The organism is Burkholderia sp. 9120, assembly GCF_000745015.1.
GTDB lineage: Bacteria > Pseudomonadota > Gammaproteobacteria > Burkholderiales > Burkholderiaceae > Paraburkholderia.
Map to the genome: position 1 here is coordinate 1,672,977 of NZ_JQNA01000002.1, position 22,078 is coordinate 1,695,054.

A 22,078-nucleotide genomic window follows, 5' to 3' on the forward strand; every position below is an offset into this window, starting at 1 on the left:
CCGCCGGCGCACAATTCATTGGGTTGCACCAGCAAGCTGGCGGGGTTTTCCTCGAACTCCAGTCTCGACCTTACCGCGAGAGAATCGGCGACAACCGCCATCAGCTAGGCGTGGTCAGCCTAAGCCAACAGACCCTGGTACGTTGGCACACAAAGCGGGTCAAATTAGCCATTACCCTTACGCGGGCGATGCTAACGTTGCTCCGCTAGCGCCTCGCAACAGCCGGCGCTCAGGTACTTTTTTCTCCTACCACGCACAGGTTACCGACGCGATGGAACAAGACTACGTCCTGATAGTGGAACCCAATCTGACCGGCCATCGCTGGCGCTATGTCGAGTGGACCATGCAGGCCTGCGCGGAAGCCGGTTACCCATGCATTCTGGTGACCGAATGCGCGAACGAAGATCACCGGCTCGCGCGTCAGATCACCGCCGCCAACCGCCCGGACCAGCAGATCGCGTTCGTCGATCCCGAAGAGCCGCAGCGCGGCCGTTTGCCGGATCCGAATCCGTACTGGCGCTTTCACCGCTACTTCAAGCGCGTGCATTCGATCCTCAGCCGCATGCAGAACATCCGCCTCGTGGTGGTGCCCTACGTCGATTACTTTTTCTATTCGTTGCCGTTTCTCGGCTCGCCGTTCGGCAAGACGCCATGGATCGGCATCACGATGCGGGCGACGTTCCACCACCACAAGGTCGGCATCAAGGCGCCCGATCGGCCGGTCGTCAACGCGATCAAGGCGCAGTTGTTCAAGCGCGCGATTCGCACCGGCGGACTGCGTACGCTGCTGACCATCGACCCCACGTTGCCCGAATGGGCCGCGCACCATTCGTCGAAGAGCAGCGCGAAAGTCGCCTATGTCGCCGATCCGTTTCCCGACGAGCACGCGGAAAATCCGGTGCTCGCGCGTGCGCGTCTCGGCCTCGATCCCGACCAGCGCTATCTGCTCGTGTACGGCGCGATCACCGAACGCAAAGGCATCTACGAACTGGTGCACGCGCTGACGCGGCTGGAACACGCACCGACGCTGATCGTCGCCGGCGAACAGGACGACGTGACCCGCCACTTCATGCGCAATCACGTGCGCAGTCTGACGCCCGCGCCGCTGGTGCTCGACGAGTTCATTTCTAACGACATCGAACGTGATCTGTTCTCCGCCTGCGACGCGGTGTGGCTCGGCTACAAGGGACACTACGGCATGAGCGGCGTGCTGGTGCAGGCGTACCGGTTCGGCAAGCCGGTAATCGCGACGGAAGACGGGTTGATTGGCTGGTTCAGCCGGCGCTGCGAGTTGGGGCCGATTCTGAGCGATTTGAGTTCCGCGTCGATTGGCCGCGCGATTACGGAAACCATGACGTCGTGGCCGCATCCGCGCGAAGCCGAGCCGGCCGCTCGCGAAGACCTGCTATCGCGGCACACGCTCGGGCAATTCAAGCAGACCTTGCTGCAGCAGATGGCTTGAGTTTCAGCGTCACGCCGCCCAACTCCGCGACACCTCCTCCGCAAAAAACGAGGCGTCCATCATTACGATGGACGCCTCGTCACATTCAGCCCGTCAATCTAACTAGCTAGCTAACAGCCGACCGCCACTACCGGCAATCGGCCACAACGCAACCCTCTCACTCAAGATAACTGCCCACCCGCGGGCACTTCCTCGCGCACCGAACTGCTGCGCTTTTCCGGGAACAGCGCGTTGCGCATCAGCAGGAACGGGTATTCGATCGCGCGCGTGGTCACGTAGCCGATAAAGATGGCAATCGCGAATTGCGCCGTCAGCGCGAGCACCCAGATCAGGCTCGGCGGAAATCCCATTGCCGTGGTCTTGCGAATCAGGATGTCGCCCGGCGCGAGCGCCAGCGAATGCCACAAGTAAATCCCGTACGAATAGAGGCCGATCCACGCCACGCCGCGGTAAATCCACGACTCGCGCAGCGAGCCGGAATACTCGAGCACCAGCACGATCAGCGCGGCGAAACCGAGCGCCTGAATCGTATAGCCGATGCTTTCGTCGAGCGCGAGATTTTTGGTCGCGAGCACCAGCCACGCACACAGGATAACGACGCCGAGAATCAGCAGCCCTTTGCGCCTGGCGAGCTGATGATAGACAGCGGGCTTCATCCAGTAGATCGCCGACAGAATCACGCCGACGAGCAAACTGTCGATCCGGTACTGCGTGTAGGCGAACGCGCCATCCAGATCGCCACCCGCCACCGCGAAGCAGCGCGCGGTCAGCACCACCGCGCAGATTCCGGTCAGCACGCCGACAATCGTCCATGCACCGAGCTTCCAGCGCGCAAACAGCAACAGCAGCGCGGGCAGCACGAGATAAAAGTGTTCTTCGACCGCGAGACTCCAGGTCTGGGTAATCGAGGTGCCCAGATAGTTCTGCAGGTGGGTCAGGTTCTGAACGAGGAAGGTATTCCACGGGTGCCGTCCGGCTAGCACATGGAAAGCAATCAGCACGTAGTAAGCGGGCCAGATGCGGAAAATCCGCCGCACGATAAAGCGCCGCGCATCGACGTGGCCGGTTTCAGCGTATTGGCGAAGCAACAGGCCGCCCACCAGAAAACCGCTCAGCGTGAAGAACAGATTCACGCCCTCGCGGCCGAAATTTTTCAGCGGATATTCGATGACCTGAATCAGGTAATTACCGGTTTGGACCGCGTGAAAGTGAAATCCCATCACCGCGATGATCGCGATGCCGCGGACGAAATCGAGTTCGATCGCCCGTCCCCGTGTCGTGGGCCGCGCCCCGCCGAAAAATTTCATGTTTTTCCCCTGTCATCTGGTGCAAGCGATCCCGCACTAGGGCATGGCCCTTTTTGCATCTTCCGTGGCTGCGTCCGTGTGTGCGCGCCAACTTCAAGACATTGGCCGACAACCTGTACCGATGTGCACGGCTCTTGCCGTAGCGAACTTGCATGGAACCCAGGTAAGCGCCAAAGCGCCAACGGGGGTCTATAGATAGGCACTTGCCGCCGTCGCCAGAACCCAGGCAATCGACGACGAATGCGGTCCAGGTAACTAACGTATTGGGAGATTCCCGCACAATGGCCCGATACGTGACCGTCCGCTGCAGACGGACGGCGAAACGACGGCGACGGGGGAGGGATCAGCAATGCGCCATCAGTATGCAACGCCCTGGATATGGATTTTTCTGCTTCCGCTTGCCTGGGACTACAAGGCCACTGACGCCAATGTAGGCCACCTCGCACAGTTCGTGTTCGTGGTCCCGGCGTTCGCCGCCGGCCTCGCGCTGTTGCTGGTCGCGCCGCGCTTTCGCGAGCGTTCGCGGCTGCGCTCGGTCGTCACCGCCAGCATGCTGCTATGCGTGTTCGGCAGCGTGGTGGCCCAGTTCGTGCAGGATAACGACGTCGGCAACTATCTGCGCACGCTGCTGCCCTTCGTGCTGTTCCTGCTCGGCTACCTCGTGGCATGCCGGCCGTGGAGCGAATCGCGCCTCTCCCAGTTCGAACGTGCGCTGTTCGTCGCCAATCTGATTAGCGCCGTGTTCACCTTCGTCTACGGCCTGGCGACCAGCGGCGATCTCGAGGAAGTGCGCTACCGCATCATCTCCGTGACGTTGCTCGGTTTGCAAGCCGTGCTGCTGCACGAGTTCGTCGTGGCGCGGCGCTTCTCGCTGTTCAACGTGAGCGTGTTCGCCGGCACCGTCGTCGTCGAATTGCTGAGCGTGACGCGCAGCCTGCTGCTCGGCACGGTGCTGCTGTTCCTGCTCGCCGTGGCGCTGAGCGCGCCGACACTTCAGCACATCTGGCGCGCGTTCGGCCGCAGCATCGTGGTCGGCGTCGTGCTGGCCGCGATAGCCGGCGTCGCGGTCGTCAGTTTCCCGACCGTCGCCGAACACTGGACGCAGCGCATTTTCGCGTCCGCGGAAACGGAATCGGGCAAGGATCCGACCACCATCACGCGTCTCGCGGAAATGCGCGACCAGTACGATCAGGTGACAGAATCGCCGTCCACCGTGCTGTTCGGCGAAGGCTACGGCCACTATTACCGCTACTCGCCGGCCTATCTGCCGGATCTCGCCGGACAGATCTCCGACGAAGATTTTTACGCGATCCACGAATGGGCCGCCGGCCACAATTTCTGGGTCTACCAGTTCTTCGCGGGCGGACTGCTGTTCGGCATCGGCATGCCGTTGGCGACGCTGGCGGCGCTGGCAATCTGCTTCTTCTCGTATCGCTACTGGCGCGCGGTGGTGCCCGACGCGCCGATGCTGCCGGTGCTCGGGCGCGCCATCATGCTGTTCGCCGCGTTGCCGGCCACATCGATCGGCGGCAATCCGCTCGGGCCGCGTTTTTCGGGCCTCGTATTCGGCATCGCGCTCGGCCTGATGATCGCCACGCACTCGCGCTTGCAGCGTGCGTTGCCGGCGCGCGTGAGACGTCCGCGCAGACCGCCGAATTGGCGGCCGGGCGTGATGCCCGATCTACCGGGTCGCATCCAGCCCGGCATGGGGCGTGCCGACCTGCCCGCCGCGCTCGGCGCGTCGCGCGGCTCGAACGACTCACGCGATGGACGTGATGGACGTGACGTACGCGATACCCGCGATACCCGAGCTTCTCCTTCATTCGGCGCGCTCGTGCCCCACACTTCGCCGACGCCAGGCGCCAACCGACCGACTATCGCCCGATGAAAATCCTCCATCTGCTTGCCAGTGTCGATCCCCGCGCGGGCGGTCCCGTCGAAGGCGTCCGCCGTAGCGGTATCGCGATGCAGGACGCCGGTCACGACATCGAAGTCGCCACCTGCGATGCACCCGGCGACGCCTACCTCGCCGCGTTTCCGTTCGCGGTGCACACCTTCGGTCCGACGCAAAGCCGCTATGGCCACAACCCGCGTCTCGCACCGTGGCTCGCCGCCAACGCGAAACGCTTCGACGCGGTGATCGTGCACGGTCTGTGGCAATACCACGGCTTCGCGGCATGGAAAGCGCTGCACAACAGCGAGGTGCCGTATTACGTCTACGTGCACGGCATGCTCGACCCGTGGTTCAAAGAGACTTATCCGCTCAAGCACATGAAGAAGTGGCTCTACTGGCCATGGGCCGAGTACCGCGTGCTGCGCGACGCACACACCGTCATCTTCACGACGGAAGAAGAACGCACGCGCGCGCGTCAATCGTTCTGGCTGTATCGCGCGAATGAGCGGATCGTGCCGTTCGGCACGACCGTGCCGCCGCTCGACGCCGCACCGCTGCGCGAAGCTTTCCTGCAAGCGGTGCCCGGTCTGCGCGGCAAACGCATCGTGCTGTTTCTCGGCCGTGTGCATGCGAAAAAAGGCTGCGATCTGCTGATCGACGCGTTCGCACGCGTGGCGGGCCGCGACCCGGCGCTGCATCTGGTGATCGCCGGTCCCGACGAAAGCGGTTGGGGCGTGACGCTGCGCGCACAGGCCCAGGCGGCCGGCATCGCGCATCGGCTGAGTTTGCCCGGCATGTTGCAGGGCGATCTCAAGTGGGGTGCGTTCCATGCGAGCGACGTGTTCGCGCTGCCCTCGCATCAGGAAAACTTTGGCGTGGCGGTGGCTGAAGCGCTGGGTTGCGGACTGCCCGCGCTGATCTCCGACAAGGTCAACGTGTGGCGCGAAATCGAAGCGGACGGCGCAGGCCTGGTGGCGCCCGACACCGTCGACGGCACCGAGAAGAATCTGCTGCGCTGGCTCGATCTCGACGACGCCGCGCGCGAACAGATGCGTGCGCAAGCGACTCGCACGTTCAATGCGCGCTTCCGGATCGAGACGATGGTCAGCGCGTTGACGGCGCTGCTGGAAACGAAGGGCGCGCCCGTCGATGAGCGGGACGACCCGACGCCGCTCGCCACGCTGTGCGAAGCGACGCAGCAAAGCCGCTAGGCCCGCGTTAAAAAACACGGCCCCAAAAAAGTAAGGCGCGCTCACTGCGCGCCTTACTTTTTCCAACGCTCACCCGACCCGATTCAACCGCACGAAGGCGTCACTGCTCCTTCATCAACGACGTCAGCGTCGACGCCGCGATGGGTAGCACCTCGACCTGCGGCGTCGCCTGAATCGACATCATCGCGCTGTTGGCCGCTTCCGCCCGCGTGTTGCCGACGATATCCGGCACATCGAGCTGACGCACCAGATGACCCGCGAGCCGCAACGACAACGCGGCGATCGTGATGGTCGGGAAGTTCGCGCCGACCGTCGGAAACACCGAACTGCCGCCCACATACAGATTGCTGATGCCATGCACCTTGCAATCGCGATCCACCACGCCTTCGCGCGGCGAGTCGTGCATGCGTGTGGTGCCCATGTGGTGCCACGTGCCCTCCAGCTTCGTCGGCCATGCGCGGCCTTCGAGCGGCGCGTCGAGTTGCACGTCGGCGACGCCGGCCAGTTGCAGCTCCTGCGCGAGCAGCGCGAAGGTTTTGTCGAACGTGCGTTGCACCTGGTCGCCCAGACGCCACTCGACCCGCACGCGCGGCATGCCGAAGCGGTCGCGTTTATCGGCCGACAGCGTGACGCGGCTATCCGGATCGGGCACGGCTTCGACGATCGCCTGCAGCGTCACGTCGGTGATCAACGCAGGCCATTGCAGCAGGCGCGTCAACCCGTAACCCACGGTATCCAGCGGATGCGCGATCATCGTCTCGATGTCCCGCTTCAAACTGCGCCCGGGCTGATCCTTCTGCAACAATGCTTCCTTGCAATGGATCAGCGCTTCGGAACCCGCGCTGCCCTCGCCGTACCATTTCGAATAGAGCCACACGCGGGAATTCAGCAGCTTCTCGCGCGCCATCCATTCCTGCTTCGGCGCGAACTGCGACGAGATCTTCGTGCCGTGCGCCGACACCGCGGCGTTCTGGTAGTGATACTTGATGTCGTACAGCTTGTTGCGCGCGTTGCCCGGACGAAAGCGGACCTTGCCCGACATCATGCGCGGATGATCCATGAAGTAGCGGCCCACCAGATCGTGCGCATTGCCGAGGCCGGCCGCCTGCACGTCGTTCGACGCGAGCAGCAGGCGCGCATTTTCGATCCCGCCGGTCGCCAGCACGAAAATCTTCGCCTGCATCGTGAGGCGGCGGCCACTGATCGTGCCGACTTTCACGCCGGTAATCGTGGTGCCGTCGGCGTTGGCGTCGATGTTCAACACGTTCGCATGCAGGTACACGCGCACCCGCGACGATTGCGACAGCTCGTCGCGATACACCTTGCCGAAACGCACCGGCGGGCTGAACTGCGCGACCGTGTCGCGCATGTCGCCGGTCGAGAGCGGCAGGCGGCGCACGTCGGGACGACCGATCTCGCGTTCCCAGTAAGCGGGGTCGAAATTCTGCGGGCCGAGCTTCAGCAGTTCATGCGTGCGCGCGTAGTACGGCGCGAGTTCGTCGAGACCGAACGGCCAGCCGCTGTGCGCAATCCAGTCGCGCTTCTCGAAGTCCCACGGATCGAGCGGACGGCACCAGCCACCCCAACAGTTGCTGCTGCCGCCAAAATAACGGCTGCGCGAGCCATCCGCGAACGAGTACGGTAAGCCGGCATTTTCGCCGCGATAGAGGTCGCGCGTTTCGTCGTCGGGACCGAAGCCGCCGCTCTCGAGCATGCAGGCGTCCACGCCCGCCCTCGACAGTTCGAGCGCCAGCGTAATGCCGGCCACGCCCCCACCGATAATGCAGACCGTCGTGTCAATGACCGTGTTCTGAGCAACCGTACGAGTGTCGATAAACATCCCCTGCTCCCGTCTTCTTCATGCATTTCCGGCGTGCGTCCCTGGCGCTTGCCGACCCGCCCGGATCGGCCAAGCAGACTCACGCGCGCGTCGCGACCCGGCGCCGTCGGCGTCGCCGCGGGCGTCGACCGGACGGCATCGGCGTTCCCATGGCGGCGCCCGGCATGTTCCGGACAGCACGACTTCGGCCTCCTCAGCGTAAAAACGCTGCGGTTCTATGTCTGTGGTTCAGGTCACTGAAGTAAACCGTTTCCGAATGAAACGGCACGGATTGCCGCCATACACGCCCTCGGCTTCGAGCGAACGATGCACGACCGACAACGGCGTCACCACCGCCGAACGGCCGATCGTCACACCCATCTGCACGACGCACTTCGAGGTGATCCACACCCCGTCTTCAATAACGATCGGCGCGACCTGCAAATCCATCGTGCCGCTCATATCGTGCGAGCCGGCGGTCAGGAACGTGCCTTGAGAAATGCAGACGTTCGAGCCGATGCGGATCGGCGCCTGGTTGTAGATCCACACGTCCACGCCGAACCAGCACTTGTCGCCCACTTCGAGATTCCAAGGCGCCTTTACGCGGATCGGATGCACGAACCGGCAACCGTTGCCGATCTTCGCGCCGAACAGGCGTAACAGCGCGACGCGCACCGCCGACAGCGGCAGCAGTTTGTTGTTGATCACGCAAGCTTCGAGCACGAACCAGATCAGTTCGATCAGCGGGCCGCGCGCCGCGCGATAGTTGCCTTTTCCAGCGAGACTCAGGTCGATGACACGACCTGTTTCGTGCGCCTCTTCGGCTTGCGGAGCACATCCGATCTGCGGATCGTCGGCAACGTTACCCATCAGCTTTCTCCGAACCACGAACGGTGGTAAACAGATTGCAGGCCACACTGCAGTTTCCTTACATTATGTTGCGGCGCCTTGCGCGACTTTGTGGCGTGGCCGTGTGGGCAAGCGTTTTGGCGGCTACGCGCGGCATGGATGGCGCACGATAGCTGTACCGTGACCGCATCACCCGGGGGACCACAATGAACAACTCGCTTCGGCAACCCGCCACCTGGCTGTTTCTCGCACTTAGCGCAAGCGTCGTACCGGCACTCGCATTCGCGCAGAACAATCCCGCACCGGCCGCTAACGCCGGCACGAGGTACGGCACCCTCCCGCAAGCACCCGTCGATCGTCGCGCCAAACAGCGCACCAGCGAACAAACCCTGCTCGGCGCACCGCGTCCTTACGGCACCGCCGACATGCAGCAAGGCGATACGGACGACGCGCAACGCACCGCCCTGCTCAACGAACAACGCATGACCGTGCTGGGTGGCGGGCAAGGCGCGCAACCCGCAGCGCTCGGCAGGGGCAACGGCAAGGCGCCTGCGCCCGGCGCGGCGCAACTGCGGGTGGCCGACCAGGCAGGACCGCAACTCAAGGCCGCCGACGGGCTGACGCCCGAAGGCGCCGTGAAGAACACGTACGCCGATCCGTACGCAACGGGCAAGCACGCCGTCTATCGTTCCCCGTGGTAAGTGCGCATTCATGACGTGGGCCGCTTGCCGGATCAATCCGGCGCGGCTTCCTCCGCCGTGGCCGGTTTGCGCCGGCGCCGGGCCGCCGCGGTCGAATGCCGAGCACCGAAAAACGGCGCTTCGGCTTTGACCCGTTCGCGTGGTGCGTCTTCACGTCCACCCAGGCGCTCCTCGAACGTGCGGATCGTCGCCTCCGGCGAGAGCGCACGCTCCGCATAACTGCGCGCGGCCTTGCCGAGTGCCGCACGACGTTCGGCATCGCCCGCGAGCATGGTGAGCGCCGCCACCAGCGCCTTGGCTTTGTCCGGCGGCACCACCACACCGCGCGGCGCGACCGCTTCGTAGAGCGCCGTGCCGCGACGCGCCATGGCCACGGTCGCACGGCCGCTCGCGAACATGCCGGTGAGCTTGGACGGCATCACCAGATCCGCCGCGTCGCCGCGTTGCGGCAGCACGTGAATGTCGGCGAGATTGAGTAATTCGTTCAGACGCTCGGTGGGCTGCAACGGCATGAAAATGCAGTTGCTCAAGCCCGCGCAACGTTCGAGCAGACTTTCGCGCGCCGCGCCGCTGCCGCAAAAAACGAACGTGAGATCGGTCCGCTCGGCCAGCATCACGGCCGCGTCGGCGAGCGTTTCGATCCCCTGCTTCGCGCCCATGTTGCCGGAGTACAGCACCACCTTCTGCCCGGCGGGAATCCCCAGTTCACGGCGATAGTCGCTGGCGCGCGAGAGCGGAAAAATCGCCGACACGTCGACCCAGTTCGGCAGGCAAACAATGCGCGAAGGCGCCACACCCTTGGCCGCCGCGCGCGCGCTCATCTGCCGCGTGATCGACGACACCGCATCGAACCGCCGCAACAGCGTGCTTTCGATCCAGCGCGCAAAACGCGCGCCGCGCGGGCTTTTCAGCAGGCCCAGTTCGAATGCCGCGTCGACCTCGTAGTCCTGAATGTGCAGCCATGCGCGCGCGCCGGTAACGCGTGCGAGCGTCAGCGCGGCGGGCGCACACATCAAGGTGGGAGCGATCAGCATGACCGCGTCGGGACGCCATACGGCCTGCCAGGCGATCAAGGGAAGCGAGCTCAGCGCGAAGCTCGCGAGGTGCACCATGCGCTTCAGGCCGCTCGGCCGCGACGGCACCCACAGCGGTGCGCGCCACAGCGATACGCCGTCGCGCATTTCGCGCTGATAGCGCCACGCCGCGTAGCCCGCCGTCACGCGCCACTCCGGGTAATAAGGCGGTGCGCACACCACACGCACCTCGTGCCCCCTGCGGGCTAGCAGCACGGCCATTTCCGCCGTGTACTTGCCTGTCCCCGTCAGTTCCGGCGCGTAGTTGATGCCGTAGATCAGGATCTTCATTATGGCTGCCAGAACAGGTTAGGGCTTCACAGGCGCGACGCCGCAACAGCGCGCGTCAATCGCTCAACATCAGGGCACAGCCTCGGGCAATATTCGCGGCGGCCGACGGCGGATCGAAACGGCGGATCACGTCCATGCAACGATGTGCGGTGCCGCCGGCGTCGGCGAAGGCTTCCATGGCCTTGAGCATCGTGCGCTGCAAGCCGGCCACGTCGCCCGCTGTAAACGCATAACCGCTCACGCCGTCGATCACCAGTTCCGGCACGCAACCGCAACTCTCGCTGACCACCGCCGGGCAACCGTGCGCGAGCGCCTCGTTGACCACCAGCCCCCACGGTTCGCTATAGCTCGGCAGCACCATGCAGGTCGCGCCGTAGTACTCGCGCGTGAGCGGCTCGTCCTGCAAACTGCCGGCGAACGTCACCGCGTCTTCGAGCGCGAGCTCGGCCACCTTCGCATGCAGCACCTCGGCCATCGGTCCGGTGCCGACAATGCGCAGCTTCGCCGCGGGAATACGCCGCCGCAAACCGGCGAACGCTTCGATCAGCGTGCCGATGCCCTTTTCTTCCGAGAGCCGCCCGACGTACAGAAACACCGGCGGATTACCGGCACGCGCGGCGACCCGCTCGACCAGCGCACGCTCCGGCGAAAACGAGCCGGGTAGCGCGGCCGCCTGGCACGGCACGAAGATCTTGTCGCGCTTCGCCCCGAGCGACAGCAGATACTCGCGGCTGCGTTCGCCGAAACCGAAATAGCCGTCGCACAGCGAGAAAAACACCCGCTTCGGGATCGACGTGAGCAGCTTCTTGGGCCGGTCGCGCGCGGTGGAATCGCAAAAAACCGCGCGCCGTTTGCCGGTCACGATGCACGCCGCCAGCATCGCCCAGTATTCCGGGCGGTGATAACCGGGCAGCACGATCAGATCCGACTTGGCACGCAGCACTTCCCACGTGAGCCGGGCGATCAGCTTCATTCTCGGCACGTCTTCGTAGCAGCCGTCGAAGAGTTTCTGCATCGGATAACGATGGAACGAGTAGTCCACGTCGGAGAAGCCGATCCGGTCATGCTCGGTATCGGCGATCTGCACCATCGAATAGCGGATCGCGCCCGACGCCGAGATGTTATGCAGGGCGGAGAACACCACACCCTTATGGCGCGACCATACGACGTTGTGGAAGATCGTGACTGACGCGGTCATGTGTATGCCACTCCAAAAAAGTCGTCCATGCATGCGTGGCGCGGTCCGCGCACGCACTGCGTTTGAGGCATTGCCAACAGCCGCTGTCGCGCGGCTATGCCTGCAACGCGGCGGCGCTCGAGCCGGCGTGCAGTTCGACGAATTCCCTATACGTGGCCGCGATACCCTCTTCAAGCCCGATCGTTGCGCGCCAGCCCATCTGCGCAAGCCGCGAGACGTCGAGCAGCTTGCGCGGCGTACCGTCGGGTTTCGAGGCGTCGAACACCAGTTCGCCTTCGAAGCCCACCACCTTGCAGATGCATTCGGCCAGCTCGCGAATCGACAGATCCTCGCCGACGCCGACGTTGAACAGCCCTTCCGTCACGTTGTGTTCCAGCATGAACAAGGTCGCGGCGGCCAGATCGTCGACATGCAGAAACTCGCGGCGCGGCGTGCCCGAGCCCCACACCGTCAAGCTCGCCGCGCCGCTCAGGCGCGCTTCGTGCGCCTTGCGCAGCAGCGCCGGCAACACGTGGCTACTGGCCAGGTCGTAGTTGTCGTTCGGGCCGTACAGATTGGTCGGCATCAACGCGACGTACTGCGTGTTGTACTGGCGGTTGTAGGCGTCGCACAGCTTGACGCCGGCAATCTTGGCGATCGCGTACGCGTCGTTGGTCGGCTCCAGCGGCGAGGTCAGCAGATACTCCTCGCGGATCGGCTGCGGACATTGCTTCGGGTAAATGCACGACGAGCCGAAGAACACCAGCCGCTCCACCTGCGCGCGATACGCCGCGTGAATCACGTTGGCTTCGATCACCAGGTTTTGATAGATGAACTCGGCCGGGCGCGTCGCGTTGGCGAGAATGCCGCCCACGCGCGCGGCGGCCAGCAGCACCACGTCGATCCGTTCGGTTTCGAAAAAGCGCTGCACGGCGGCCTGATCCGTGAGATCGAGCTCCGCGTGCGAACGGGTGATCACGTTCGGATACCCCGCGGCGGTGAGTTTCCTCATCAGCGCGGAGCCGACCATGCCGCGATGGCCCGCGACGAAAATGCGTGCTTGTTGGTTCATGGCCGTTACTCGTGATGTTCCAGCGCCGTGAATCCGGCCAGCGTGACCAGCGCGTCACGTCTCGCGATCTGATAGTCCGAGCGCACCATCTCCTTGACGAGCGACTCGAACGAGGTGGTCGGCTTCCAGCCGAGCTTCGCATGCGCCTTCGACGGATCCCCGAGCAGCGTCTCGACTTCGGCGGGCCGGAAGTAGCGCGGATCGACGCGCACGATCACGTCGCCGGGCGACATCTTGATCTCGCGCCCTTCGACCTTCTCGACAATGCCGACTTCATCCACGCCGCTGCCTTCGAAGCGCACGGTCACACCCAGCTCCGCCGCCGCGTGCTGCACGAACTGCCGCACGCTGTACTGCACGCCGGTGGCGATGACGTAGTCCTCCGGCATCTCCTGTTGCAGCATGCGCCACTGCATCTCCACGTAGTCACGCGCATGGCCCCAGTCGCGCAGCGCGGACAGATTGCCGAGATAAAGCGTCTTCTGCATGCCGACCGCGATCCGCGCCACTGCGCGCGTGATCTTGCGCGTCACGAAGGTCTCGCCCCGCACCGGCGATTCGTGATTGAACAGAATCCCGTTGCACGCATAGAGCCCATAGGCTTCGCGGTAATTGATGGTGGTCCAGTACGCGAACAGCTTGGCGACCGCATAAGGGCTGCGCGGATAGAACGGCGTGGTCTCCGACTGCGGCACCTGCTGCACGAGGCCGTACAGTTCCGAGGTCGAAGCCTGATAGAAACGTGTCTTCTTTTCCAGCCCGAGAATCCGGATCGCTTCAAGAATCCGCAGCGCGCCGAGGCCGTCCGCGTTGGCGGTGTATTCCGGTTCCTCGAACGACACCGCGACGTGGCTTTGCGCCGCGAGGTTATAAATCTCGTCGGGCTCCACGCGTTGAATCACGCGCAGCAGGCTGGTGGAGTCGGTCAGATCCGCGTGGTGCAGAAAAAGCCGTTGGTCCGGATCGTGGGGATCGCGGTAAAGGTGATCGATACGGTCTGTATTGAACAGAGACGACCGGCGTTTGATGCCATGCACGTCGTAATTCTTGGCGAGCAACAGCTCCGCCAGATACGACCCGTCCTGTCCGGTGATGCCGGTGATCAGCGCGACCTTGCGTTCCATGGAGCGACTCCTCGTGTGAGCTTTTAGATTTAAGTCCCGGCGCCCGCCGCCTGGTTGAAGGGTCCGCGGCGGGCTCCGTTGTCAACCTGCAATGCTGTCGTACCCGTAATACCCGCCCTGATAGCCCGAACCGAGGAACGCGCCTTCCTGCGGCACATCGGTCAGCAGCACCCCTCTGAGCCCGACCCCGCCGTTGCGCAGCCGCTTGGCCGTTTCGGCGATCTCGTTGAGCGGATGGCGGCCATGGCGCACCACCAGCAGCGTGGTGCCCGCGTGCTTGCCGATCAGCGTGGAGTCGGTCACCGCCAGCACCGGCGGCGTGTCGACGATCACGAGGTCGTAGTGCGATTTCAGTTCTTCGAGCATCGTTTCGAAACGCTTGCTCATCAGCAGTTCGGACGGATGCGACGGCAGCGTGCCCTTGGCGAGCACGTCGAGGCCCGGCAGCACGTCGCGCTGCACCATCGACATCAGATCGCCGCCGCTCAGCACGTCGGACAAACCAGGCTGATGGCCGATGCCGAAGTGCGAGTGCACGTCGCCGCGCCGCATATCGCCGTCGATAATCAGCACGCGCTTGTTCGCCGACGCCACCAGCGCCGCGAGATTCACGGACAGGAACGACTTGCCGGTATCGGGCCGCGAGCCGGTGATCATCACGACGTTGTTCTCGGCGTGATCGAGCGAGAGCTGCAACGAGGTGCGCAGATTGCGCACGCCTTCCACCGCGATATCTTCCGGCGCCTGTTGCGCGAGCACGTGCAGACCACGGCGGCGCAGCATGACGTTTTCCTGCAGACGCAACTGGGTCTGGCTGCGCGGCACGACCGCGAACACCGGTACGCCGAGCACCGCCTCGAGTTCGTCCGGGCGTTCCACGCCGCCGTACATCGCGCGCTTGAAGAAGGTCAGCAGAATGCCGAGCAGCAGGCCGCCGCCGAGCGCGATCAGAATCGCGATCACGCGCTTCGGCCGCACCGGTTCGTCGGGCGCTTCAGCGAAGTCCACCACGCGCACGCTGCCCACCTGGCCGGCCTTGGCCACGCGCAATTGCTGCGCGCTGTTCAGCAGGTTGGTGTACAGCTCGGTGTCGACATGCACATCGCGCAACAGACGCAATGCGGTCTGCTCCGTGTCCGGCATCACCGCCACGCTGCGATTCATGTTGGCGGCTGCGCCTTGCAACGCGGCGATCTGTGCGTCGAGCGCGGCCACCGCCGGGTGATTCGCGGTGAAGCGTTGCGACATCTCAGCGCGTTGCTGTTGCAGATCCATCAACTTGGTCTTGTTGTCGACGATCTGCTGCAGCAGCAGACGGCTTTCTTCACCAAGGTCGACCGTGCCGTGCGTGTTGCGGAACTTGTTGTAGCGTTGCTCGGCGTCGTCGAGTTCCTTGCGCAAGCCCGGCAATTGCTGATCGAGGAAAGCCAGCATGTGCTCGGCTTCGGTCGAACGGCTCTCCACGTCCTGCTTGACGAATTCGCGCGCCATGCTGTTGACGATCGCGGCGGTCAGGCCGCTGTCGCCGCCTTCGAGACTCGCGCGGATGATGCCGGACTGCAGCGTGGTTTCCTGCACCACTAGCGCTTTCTGCAGGCGGTCCACCGTGCTCAGCGTCGACGCGCGCGTCAGTTCGTAACGCGAGCCGGGCGCGCCGACCAGCTTGTCGACGTGCAGCGCGATCGGGCCGTCGGCGGTATCGGTTTGCACCGTCTCGCCCACCTTGCCCGACAGGATCGCAATGCCGTTCTTGTCGCGCAGCACATATGAATTGTCGCTGCCGGCAATCAGCGTGAAGGTCGTGTCGTACATCTCTTTCGAGGTGTCGAACTGCGACACCGTGATGCTCTCGTCACCCCATGCATAACCCGACAGGTTGATGAACTGCGGCAGCTTGAATCCCCACTGCCCGTTCACCAGCCCCGCGATCATGCCGCCGATCAGCGGCATGTAGCGCGGCGCGGCCGAAATGTCGAGGTGCAGCGTCTTGACGGTTTCTTCCGTGACGAGCCGCGACTTCAGCAACTCGATCTCGGCGGCGGTCGACGGTTTGGTGTCGAACATGCCGGTGAGCGGCGGCAACGAATCCTTGCCGTTCGCGTTGTTGTTCGCCGTCTTGTCCTCGACGTGGAATAGCACATCCGCGCGATACGTCGGCGGCGCGAGGAAGGCGTACGCGCACCCCAGCGCGAGCGCGATCAGCGTCACCATCACGATCGTGCGCCAGCCGCGCACGATCGTTCGCAGATAGTCCGACAAGTGCAGCTCGTCCGGTCCGGACACGTCGGTGTAGCGATTTTCGAAGTTGATTGCCATTTTCTTCACCCAACAAAGCCCGGCGGTTCAAGGTCAATTTGTACGTTTTTTATTTCGCAAGGACAGCGCCTGTCACGGCCGCGTTGATCGCCGGCAGCAGCAGGTTCAGCACACGGTTGAAGCGGACCAGTCCGCCCTGGCCGACATACACGACGTCTTTCGGTTGCAGCTCGAACTGATTGGCGAGCAGCATCGACACCGGCGACGTGGCGTCGAGGTGATAGACCTGCGGCGAATCGCTCATCGAGTTACGGATCACGAACAACTGGCGAGCCGCCGCCGTGTTCGAATCGAAACTGCCGCTGTCGGAAATGGCTTGCGACAGTGTCAGCGAGCCGTTGCGCATGGGCAGAATGGTCGCGGGCTTGTTGACCTCGCCCATCACATACACGCCGCTGTCTTCACGCGAGGCCACGCGCAGCATGTCGCCCGCTTGCAGATAGATGTCCGACGGATTGCGGCCGCGTTTGATCAGATCGTCCACATTGATCTGATAGGTGACGCCGTTGCGGATCAGATCAACGCGGCTGCGGTCCGCATTCGGGCTGAAGCCGCCGCCCTGGCTGATCGCCATGGTCAGCGACATCGGAATGTCGTTGAGCGATTGCGCGCCAGGAGTGCGCACTTCGCCGTCCACGTAGACCTGCGCGTTACGGAACGAGGCGACCCGTACCGTCACTTCCGGCTTCTGATACACGTTGCTCAGACGGCGATGCAGTTCCTTCTGGATCGCCGCGACGTCCTTGCCGGCCACATGCACGGTCCCGGCGTACGGAAACTGCACGTCGCCGCTTTCGTCGATCAGAAAGCCGGGCGCGGCGTCCGTGGTCTTGGCGTTCTGCGCGGGTTGCCCGAGCGCGGCGGCCAGTTCCGGGTGATCCCACACGACGATCTGCAGCACGTCGCCCGGGCCGACCTTGTACGCGGTCGGCTTGCCGAACAGCGCCACGGTCTGAGGCGGCAGCGTCGTGGACGTCTGCATCGTGTTCATCTTGCGCAGCAGCGCGAGATTGATATCGGTGATCGGGATCTGCTGTTGCGCCGAGGGATCGGTGCTGTAATCCCCACCCGTGTCCTGAATGGCGGCCGGCGTGATCATCCGTTGGCCCGGAACGCTTCCGCATCCGGACAGCAGTGTTGCAGTAGCGAAAACCAGGAGACTTCCCGTGCGTATACCAAGCGAGCTCATGATGTTTCCTCCTTGCGCCACGGCGTTGGTCCTCAGAGGAGGTCGCGCCAAGCGTGCTTGTTAACTACTTCTTAGTAAGCGTTTCGATGCACCAGTCCGGCAACGATCGTCGCGCCGATGATCCGCATGTCGAGTGCGAACGACCAATGCCCCAGGTAATACAGGTCATGTTCGACGCGACGCTCCATCTTTTCGATGCGGTCCGTTTCGCCACGAAAACCATTGATCTGCGCCCAACCCGTAATGCCCGGTTTGATGCGGTAGCGATTGATGTAGCCGGCAACCACTTTCTGATAGAGGTCGTCGTGCTCGAGCGCATGGGGACGCGGTCCAACGACCGACATGTCGCCACGCAACACGTTAAAAAATTGCGGCAGTTCGTCGAGGCTCGTGCGGCGCAGGAAAGCGCCCACTCGCGTGACGCGTGCGTCATGGCGCGTGGCCTGGCTGATCGTGCCTTTGGCCTCGGTGTGCAGACGCATCGAGCGAAACTTGTAGATCGTGAAGACGCGGCCGTCGGCGCCCTTGCGCTTCTGCTTGAACAGCACCGGTCCGCGCGACGAGCATTTCACCGCGAGCGCGATCGCCAGCAGAATCGGCGCGAGACCGAGCAGCGCGCTGGCCGCGAACAGGCGGTCGAAGATTTCCTTCTTCAGCATGGAACTGGCCGAGAGCGGCGACGCCACCAGATTGATCGCCGGCACGCCGAGCAGATCGATCACGCCGCTGCCTTCGAACAGCGCGAGGCTGCGCACGTCCGGCATGAAGCGGATATTCACCAGGTCGTCGCGGAACTCGCCGATCAGCGAGCAGATCAGCGGCTCTTCGGTAAGCGAGAGCATCAGCCACAACTCGTGGACGTCGTTGGTGCGGATGTACTCGGCGAGCGCGTCGACCTTGTCGAACACCGGTACGCGCGCGGCGGTCACGGGCGCCACGTCCGGGCGCGTGTTGTACACGGCGGTCGCGCGAAAACCGGTGGTCGGCGCGGAGTCGATACGGCGCAGAATCGCGTCGCACTGCGAGCCGCTACCCACAATCGCGACCTGATGCAGATTCATGCCGGCGCCGCGCGCACGCGCCAGCGCGGCATGGGCGATCAGCCGGTAGGCGATCATCAGGCCGCCGGTCACCGCGGTCCAGTACGAGAACCACAAACGCGACACGAAGTCCGCGCGATGCAGCGAATACATCAGCACCAGTGCCGAGGCTTGCACCATCAGCCAGGCGAGCGAAACCTGACCGGCCAGTTGAAGCTTGGAGCGGCCGCGCCACGATTCATAGACCCCGAAAGCCGGGAAGATGGCCAGTGCGAACGCGGCGCAAAACATCACGAGCGCCCAATAGAACCCGGTTTGAGCGAGGTAATCGAAGCGGATCTGCGACGCGACCGCCGCCCCCGCCAACACCAACGCGACATCGAAAACTCGCGCGAGCAAATCCTGAAACTTGCGCATTTTGCTTACCTCGTTCCTGACGTTCTTGTTCGCGAATGAGTCCTGGCCTTATTGCTGACGAACGCTGCCGGATCGGGCGCTGGCCCGCCCGATTCCCCTGCGATGAGAAGACGCGGAACGACCCGCGTTTTCTCACGGGCAGCGGCCGTAGTTGTCGTTGAACCTCACAATGTCGTCCTCACCGAGATAGGTGCCGGACTGGACTTCAATGATTTCGAGCGGCACCTTGCCCGGGTTTTCGAGCCGGTGGCGGGTGCCGAGTGGAATGAAGGTCGATTCGTTTTCGCTCAGCAGGAACGTCTCTTCGCCACGCGTGACGAGCGCCGTGCCGCGCACCACGACCCAGTGTTCGGCGCGGTGGTGATGCAGTTGCAGCGACAGTTGCGCGCCCGGTGAGACGACGATGCGCTTGACCTGGAAGCGCTCGCCGTGATCGATCGAATCGTAGAAACCCCACGGGCGACGGACCTTGCGATGCGCGTCGGCTTCGGGCGCGTGCTGCGCCTTGATGCGCGACACCAGCCCCTTGACGTCCTGCACGTGCGAGCGGTCGACTACCAGCACGGCATCGGCGGTTTCGACCACCACGACGTTGGTAGTGCCGACGCAGGCGACCAGCCGGCCTTCGGAGTGCGCATAGCTCGACACCGCACCTTCGAACGTCACGCGACCGCGCCCGGCGTTGCCGTTGGCGTCTTTGTCCATCGCGGCCCAGACGGCGTCCCACGAACCGAGGTCGGACCAGCCCGCGTCGAGTTTGACGACGACGCCGGAGGGATTCGACGGTGCGGTTGTGCTGGCACTTGCGGTCGGGTTCGCGGTGATGTCGCTCACGTTCGAGCCGTCCGCCGATTCCGTTGCGGGCGCATCGGTCTCGGTCAGCCGTTCCATCACCGCGTAGTCGATCGAATCGGCCGGTGCGCTCAGAAACGCTTCCAGCAACGGACGGAAATACGCGCCGTCCGTCTTGCCGCCGGTGAAGGCGCGCTCGCACGCCGAATGCATGTCCGGCTGCAAACGCTTCAGCGTGTCGAGCCACACACTAGCCCGCACGATGAAGATGCCGCTGTTCCACCAGTAGGTTCCCGCCGCCACGTATTGCGCCGCGATTTCTTCCGCGGGCTTCTCGACGAAACCGTCGATCGCGTGGCTGCCGTCGCCCAATGCAGCGCCGATACGGATATAACCAAAGCCGGTATCGGGCCGCGTCGGCGGCACCCCCAGCGTGGCGATCGCGCCTTGCTCCGCGTAGCGCGCCGCGCTTTCCAGCGCGCCCTGCAACGCGGCGATATCCGCAATCGAATGATCCGCCGGCATCACGATCAGAATCGCGTCGTCGCCGTCCGCGCACGCAAGCGAGGCCGCCAAGGTCAACGCGGGCGCCGTATCGCGGCGCGCCGGTTCGACCACCAGCCGTGCTTCGACGCCGTTGGCGTGCAGTTGCTCGGCGATCACGAAGCGGTGTTCCTCACCGCACACGATGATCGGCGCAGCGTCGACCTTCCAGCCGGACGGAAAGCCGTTCATGCGACGCGCGGTGGCTTGCAGCAGCGAATCGGAACCGACCACGTCGATCAACTGCTTCGGATAGTTCTCGCGCGACACGGGCCACAACCGCGTGCCCGAACCACCGGCGAGAATCACCGGGACGATGCGCGCACAACGCGCTCCGGCCGCTTCGGTAACTGCACCGTTCGGCCCGGCCGACGCAGCGCTCACAACTCCCTGGGTCAACATAGTTCCAATCCTTATCGTTCTCTAAAATCGACGGAAATACTTTCCGCAGGCCACGCGACGCGCGGCCTTGTGGCTGGCCTTGTCTGCGCTATTCGCCGACCATGCGGCGGCTTTGAATCCGGAACTCGGTGGGAGAAATTCTCATCCGCTTGCGGAACACTTTCGCGAGGCGGTCACCGTTGCCCATGCCGGTGCGCCGCGCAATCTTGTCGACCGGCAATTCCGATTCGGTCAGCAGACTGCAGGTCACCGCAAGGCGTTCGTGCAACAGAAAACTCGAGGGCGTGATGCCCATTTCCATCTTGAAGCGACGTAGAAAGTTGCGTTCGCTCATCGCGGCGAATTGCGCGGCGTCGGCGATCGAAATGGACTGCTGGCAGTTTTCCTGCAGCCAGCGAGCCGCCGCGCGGACCTTGTCGCCGGGGCTCAGGCCGCCGTCTTCGCCGAGCAGCGGCGCGAGGTTCGAGCAGGAATCGGCGAGCAGGCGTTCGGCCACCGTGCGCGCCGCACCGCCGCCCAGATCGCGTTTGATCATGGCGAGCGCGCTGCGCATCGATTCGAGGCGGTCGCCGGCGTCGGCGTTGGGGTTTGCGTTGGTGCTGGCGTTCGTGCCGGATTCTGTTGGACGCGTGGTGGCCGATTGCTGGCCGAATTCGCCGCTCTCTTTGCCGTCGGGCAGGTAAGCGGCGTCGAGTAACGCGCGCCCTTCGGCGATCGGCCGGATCATGCCGGTGTTGCGGCGCACCCGGCGCAACCAGGCGATCAGGCGTTCGTCGCCGGCGGCAGCGAAGGCGCCTTTGCCACCCGCCACGTACAACGCATCGAAGCCGCCGTAATGCCTCGCGTCGAGCCCGTCGGTCCAGACCCGCAGCGCGGACGACGAAGTCACCATGCCGCCGTCGGCCGACAGGAACGACACGTCGTACAGCCAGCCGCCAGAGCCGGACGAAGCCAGTTCGTTCGCCACCTGAAACACCTCGGCAACGACGCCCGCGCCTTGCAGCGAACAGTCGTTGAACATCAGTATCGCGATGCGACGCATTCCCTTGTTCGGAGCGTGCACCCAGCGCAGCATTGCAGACTCGAGACTCGCGCAGGTCATAGTCATCCTCGTCATAAAACGGATCTACTTTTCACCTTGAACGGCCACACAGAGAGGCCGGCTCTGTGCAGTGCATCATAGTCACCGTAAATCAAGCATTTAGCCGCCATGACCGATAGAGCAGACATGTTGGCGTGCGAATGGGGTGACCAGCCAGTGATTTTCGGAACAATTCTTCCCGGTCCGAATTTTCAGCGAATTAATTGCCGATTCGACATATGAAAGAATTGGCGTTCTGCGAATGTTAATGCAAATAAAAACGCCATTTCGTTCGCCAGCACACATACGGCAACCACT

Annotated in this window: 16 protein-coding genes; 4 read left to right on the top strand and 12 right to left on the bottom strand. The window is 63.8% G+C overall.

All coding sequences use genetic code 11. The features are described from left to right. Positions 1–271: 271 nt before the first annotated feature. Positions 272–1,462, top strand: coding sequence for a glycosyltransferase (locus FA94_RS15715; protein ID WP_035552778.1), 1,191 nt, complete (start codon positions 272–274; stop codon positions 1,460–1,462). 161 nt (positions 1,463–1,623) lie between these two features. Here FA94_RS15715 and FA94_RS15720 read toward each other — a convergent pair whose 3' ends face one another. Then, complete coding sequence (locus FA94_RS15720; RefSeq protein WP_035552779.1) at positions 1,624–2,769, bottom strand: acyltransferase family protein; 1,146 nt, start codon at positions 2,767–2,769, stop codon at positions 1,624–1,626. A gap of 349 nt (positions 2,770–3,118) precedes the next feature. On the opposite strand from FA94_RS15720, the gene FA94_RS15725 reads away from it, so the two are divergent. Together FA94_RS15725 and FA94_RS15730 are read left to right on the top strand one after the other, a co-directional pair. Next, complete coding sequence (locus FA94_RS15725) at positions 3,119–4,657, top strand: O-antigen ligase family protein (RefSeq protein ID WP_035552781.1); 1,539 nt, start codon at positions 3,119–3,121, stop codon at positions 4,655–4,657. Then, positions 4,654–5,874 (top strand): glycosyltransferase, encoded by a 1,221-nt coding sequence (locus tag FA94_RS15730; protein ID WP_035552782.1) that lies wholly within the window; start codon positions 4,654–4,656, stop codon positions 5,872–5,874. The genes FA94_RS15725 and FA94_RS15730 overlap by 4 nt, the downstream gene beginning before the upstream one ends. Positions 5,875–5,974: 100 nt before the next feature. On the opposite strand, the gene FA94_RS15735 is transcribed toward FA94_RS15730, so the two are convergent. Further along, positions 5,975–7,714: an FAD-dependent oxidoreductase gene (locus FA94_RS15735; protein WP_035552784.1), complete on the bottom strand. Its 1,740-nt coding sequence runs from the start codon at positions 7,712–7,714 to the stop codon at positions 5,975–5,977. Positions 7,715–7,942: 228 nt separating this feature from the next. Further along, positions 7,943–8,563 carry a DapH/DapD/GlmU-related protein gene (locus FA94_RS15740; protein WP_035552786.1) on the bottom strand — a complete coding sequence of 207 codons (621 nt, stop codon included), beginning with the start codon at positions 8,561–8,563 and terminating at the stop codon, positions 7,943–7,945. 185 nt (positions 8,564–8,748) lie between these two features. Between FA94_RS15740 and FA94_RS15745 the strand changes: the two genes are divergently transcribed. After that, positions 8,749–9,243: a hypothetical protein gene (locus tag FA94_RS15745; RefSeq protein ID WP_035552788.1), complete on the top strand. Its 495-nt coding sequence runs from the start codon at positions 8,749–8,751 to the stop codon at positions 9,241–9,243. A gap of 32 nt (positions 9,244–9,275) precedes the next feature. On the opposite strand, the gene FA94_RS15750 is transcribed toward FA94_RS15745, so the two are convergent. From FA94_RS15750 to FA94_RS15790, 9 genes are all read right to left on the bottom strand, one after another. After that, on the bottom strand, positions 9,276–10,607 hold the full coding sequence (locus FA94_RS15750; protein ID WP_035552790.1) for a glycosyltransferase WbuB: 1,332 nt from the start codon (positions 10,605–10,607) through the stop codon (positions 9,276–9,278). A gap of 55 nt (positions 10,608–10,662) precedes the next feature. After that, entirely contained in the window at positions 10,663–11,805 is a 1,143-nt protein-coding gene (locus tag FA94_RS15755) for a glycosyltransferase family 4 protein (protein WP_035552792.1), read from the bottom strand. A gap of 94 nt (positions 11,806–11,899) precedes the next feature. After that, positions 11,900–12,856, bottom strand: a complete 957-nt coding sequence (locus tag FA94_RS15760) for a GDP-L-fucose synthase family protein (protein WP_035552793.1) — start codon at positions 12,854–12,856, stop codon at positions 11,900–11,902. 5 nt (positions 12,857–12,861) lie between these two features. After that, positions 12,862–13,980 (bottom strand): GDP-mannose 4,6-dehydratase, encoded by a 1,119-nt coding sequence (gene gmd, locus FA94_RS15765; RefSeq protein WP_035552795.1) that lies wholly within the window; start codon positions 13,978–13,980, stop codon positions 12,862–12,864. 81 nt (positions 13,981–14,061) lie between these two features. Then, on the bottom strand, positions 14,062–16,296 hold the full coding sequence (locus FA94_RS15770; RefSeq protein ID WP_035552796.1) for a polysaccharide biosynthesis tyrosine autokinase: 2,235 nt from the start codon (positions 16,294–16,296) through the stop codon (positions 14,062–14,064). 49 nt (positions 16,297–16,345) lie between these two features. Beyond that, positions 16,346–17,485 (bottom strand): polysaccharide biosynthesis/export family protein, encoded by a 1,140-nt coding sequence (locus tag FA94_RS15775; RefSeq protein WP_035552799.1) that lies wholly within the window; start codon positions 17,483–17,485, stop codon positions 16,346–16,348. A 71-nt stretch (positions 17,486–17,556) separates the two neighbouring features. Then, positions 17,557–18,942, bottom strand: a complete 1,386-nt coding sequence (locus FA94_RS15780) for an undecaprenyl-phosphate glucose phosphotransferase (RefSeq protein ID WP_035552800.1) — start codon at positions 18,940–18,942, stop codon at positions 17,557–17,559. A gap of 132 nt (positions 18,943–19,074) precedes the next feature. Next, entirely contained in the window at positions 19,075–20,679 is a 1,605-nt protein-coding gene (locus FA94_RS15785) for a sugar phosphate nucleotidyltransferase (RefSeq protein WP_035552803.1), read from the bottom strand. An 88-nt stretch (positions 20,680–20,767) separates the two neighbouring features. Beyond that, entirely contained in the window at positions 20,768–21,781 is a 1,014-nt protein-coding gene (locus tag FA94_RS15790) for a helix-turn-helix domain-containing protein (protein ID WP_035552805.1), read from the bottom strand. Positions 21,782–22,078: the final 297 nt, after the last annotated feature.

Coding starts and splice junctions, on each gene's coding strand:
- FA94_RS15715 (WP_035552778.1), top strand. CDS start 272: ATGGAACAAGACTACGTCCTGATAGTGGAACCCAATCTGACCGGCCAT.
- FA94_RS15720 (WP_035552779.1), bottom strand. CDS start 2,769: ATGAAATTTTTCGGCGGGGCGCGGCCCACGACACGGGGACGGGCGATC.
- FA94_RS15725 (WP_035552781.1), top strand. CDS start 3,119: ATGCGCCATCAGTATGCAACGCCCTGGATATGGATTTTTCTGCTTCCG.
- FA94_RS15730 (WP_035552782.1), top strand. CDS start 4,654: ATGAAAATCCTCCATCTGCTTGCCAGTGTCGATCCCCGCGCGGGCGGT.
- FA94_RS15735 (WP_035552784.1), bottom strand. CDS start 7,714: ATGTTTATCGACACTCGTACGGTTGCTCAGAACACGGTCATTGACACG.
- FA94_RS15740 (WP_035552786.1), bottom strand. CDS start 8,563: ATGGGTAACGTTGCCGACGATCCGCAGATCGGATGTGCTCCGCAAGCC.
- FA94_RS15745 (WP_035552788.1), top strand. CDS start 8,749: ATGAACAACTCGCTTCGGCAACCCGCCACCTGGCTGTTTCTCGCACTT.
- FA94_RS15750 (WP_035552790.1), bottom strand. CDS start 10,607: ATGAAGATCCTGATCTACGGCATCAACTACGCGCCGGAACTGACGGGG.
- FA94_RS15755 (WP_035552792.1), bottom strand. CDS start 11,805: ATGACCGCGTCAGTCACGATCTTCCACAACGTCGTATGGTCGCGCCAT.
- FA94_RS15760 (WP_035552793.1), bottom strand. CDS start 12,856: ATGAACCAACAAGCACGCATTTTCGTCGCGGGCCATCGCGGCATGGTC.
- gmd (WP_035552795.1), bottom strand. CDS start 13,980: ATGGAACGCAAGGTCGCGCTGATCACCGGCATCACCGGACAGGACGGG.
- FA94_RS15770 (WP_035552796.1), bottom strand. CDS start 16,296: ATGGCAATCAACTTCGAAAATCGCTACACCGACGTGTCCGGACCGGAC.
- FA94_RS15775 (WP_035552799.1), bottom strand. CDS start 17,485: ATGAGCTCGCTTGGTATACGCACGGGAAGTCTCCTGGTTTTCGCTACT.
- FA94_RS15780 (WP_035552800.1), bottom strand. CDS start 18,942: ATGCGCAAGTTTCAGGATTTGCTCGCGCGAGTTTTCGATGTCGCGTTG.
- FA94_RS15785 (WP_035552803.1), bottom strand. CDS start 20,679: ATGTTGACCCAGGGAGTTGTGAGCGCTGCGTCGGCCGGGCCGAACGGT.
- FA94_RS15790 (WP_035552805.1), bottom strand. CDS start 21,781: ATGACCTGCGCGAGTCTCGAGTCTGCAATGCTGCGCTGGGTGCACGCT.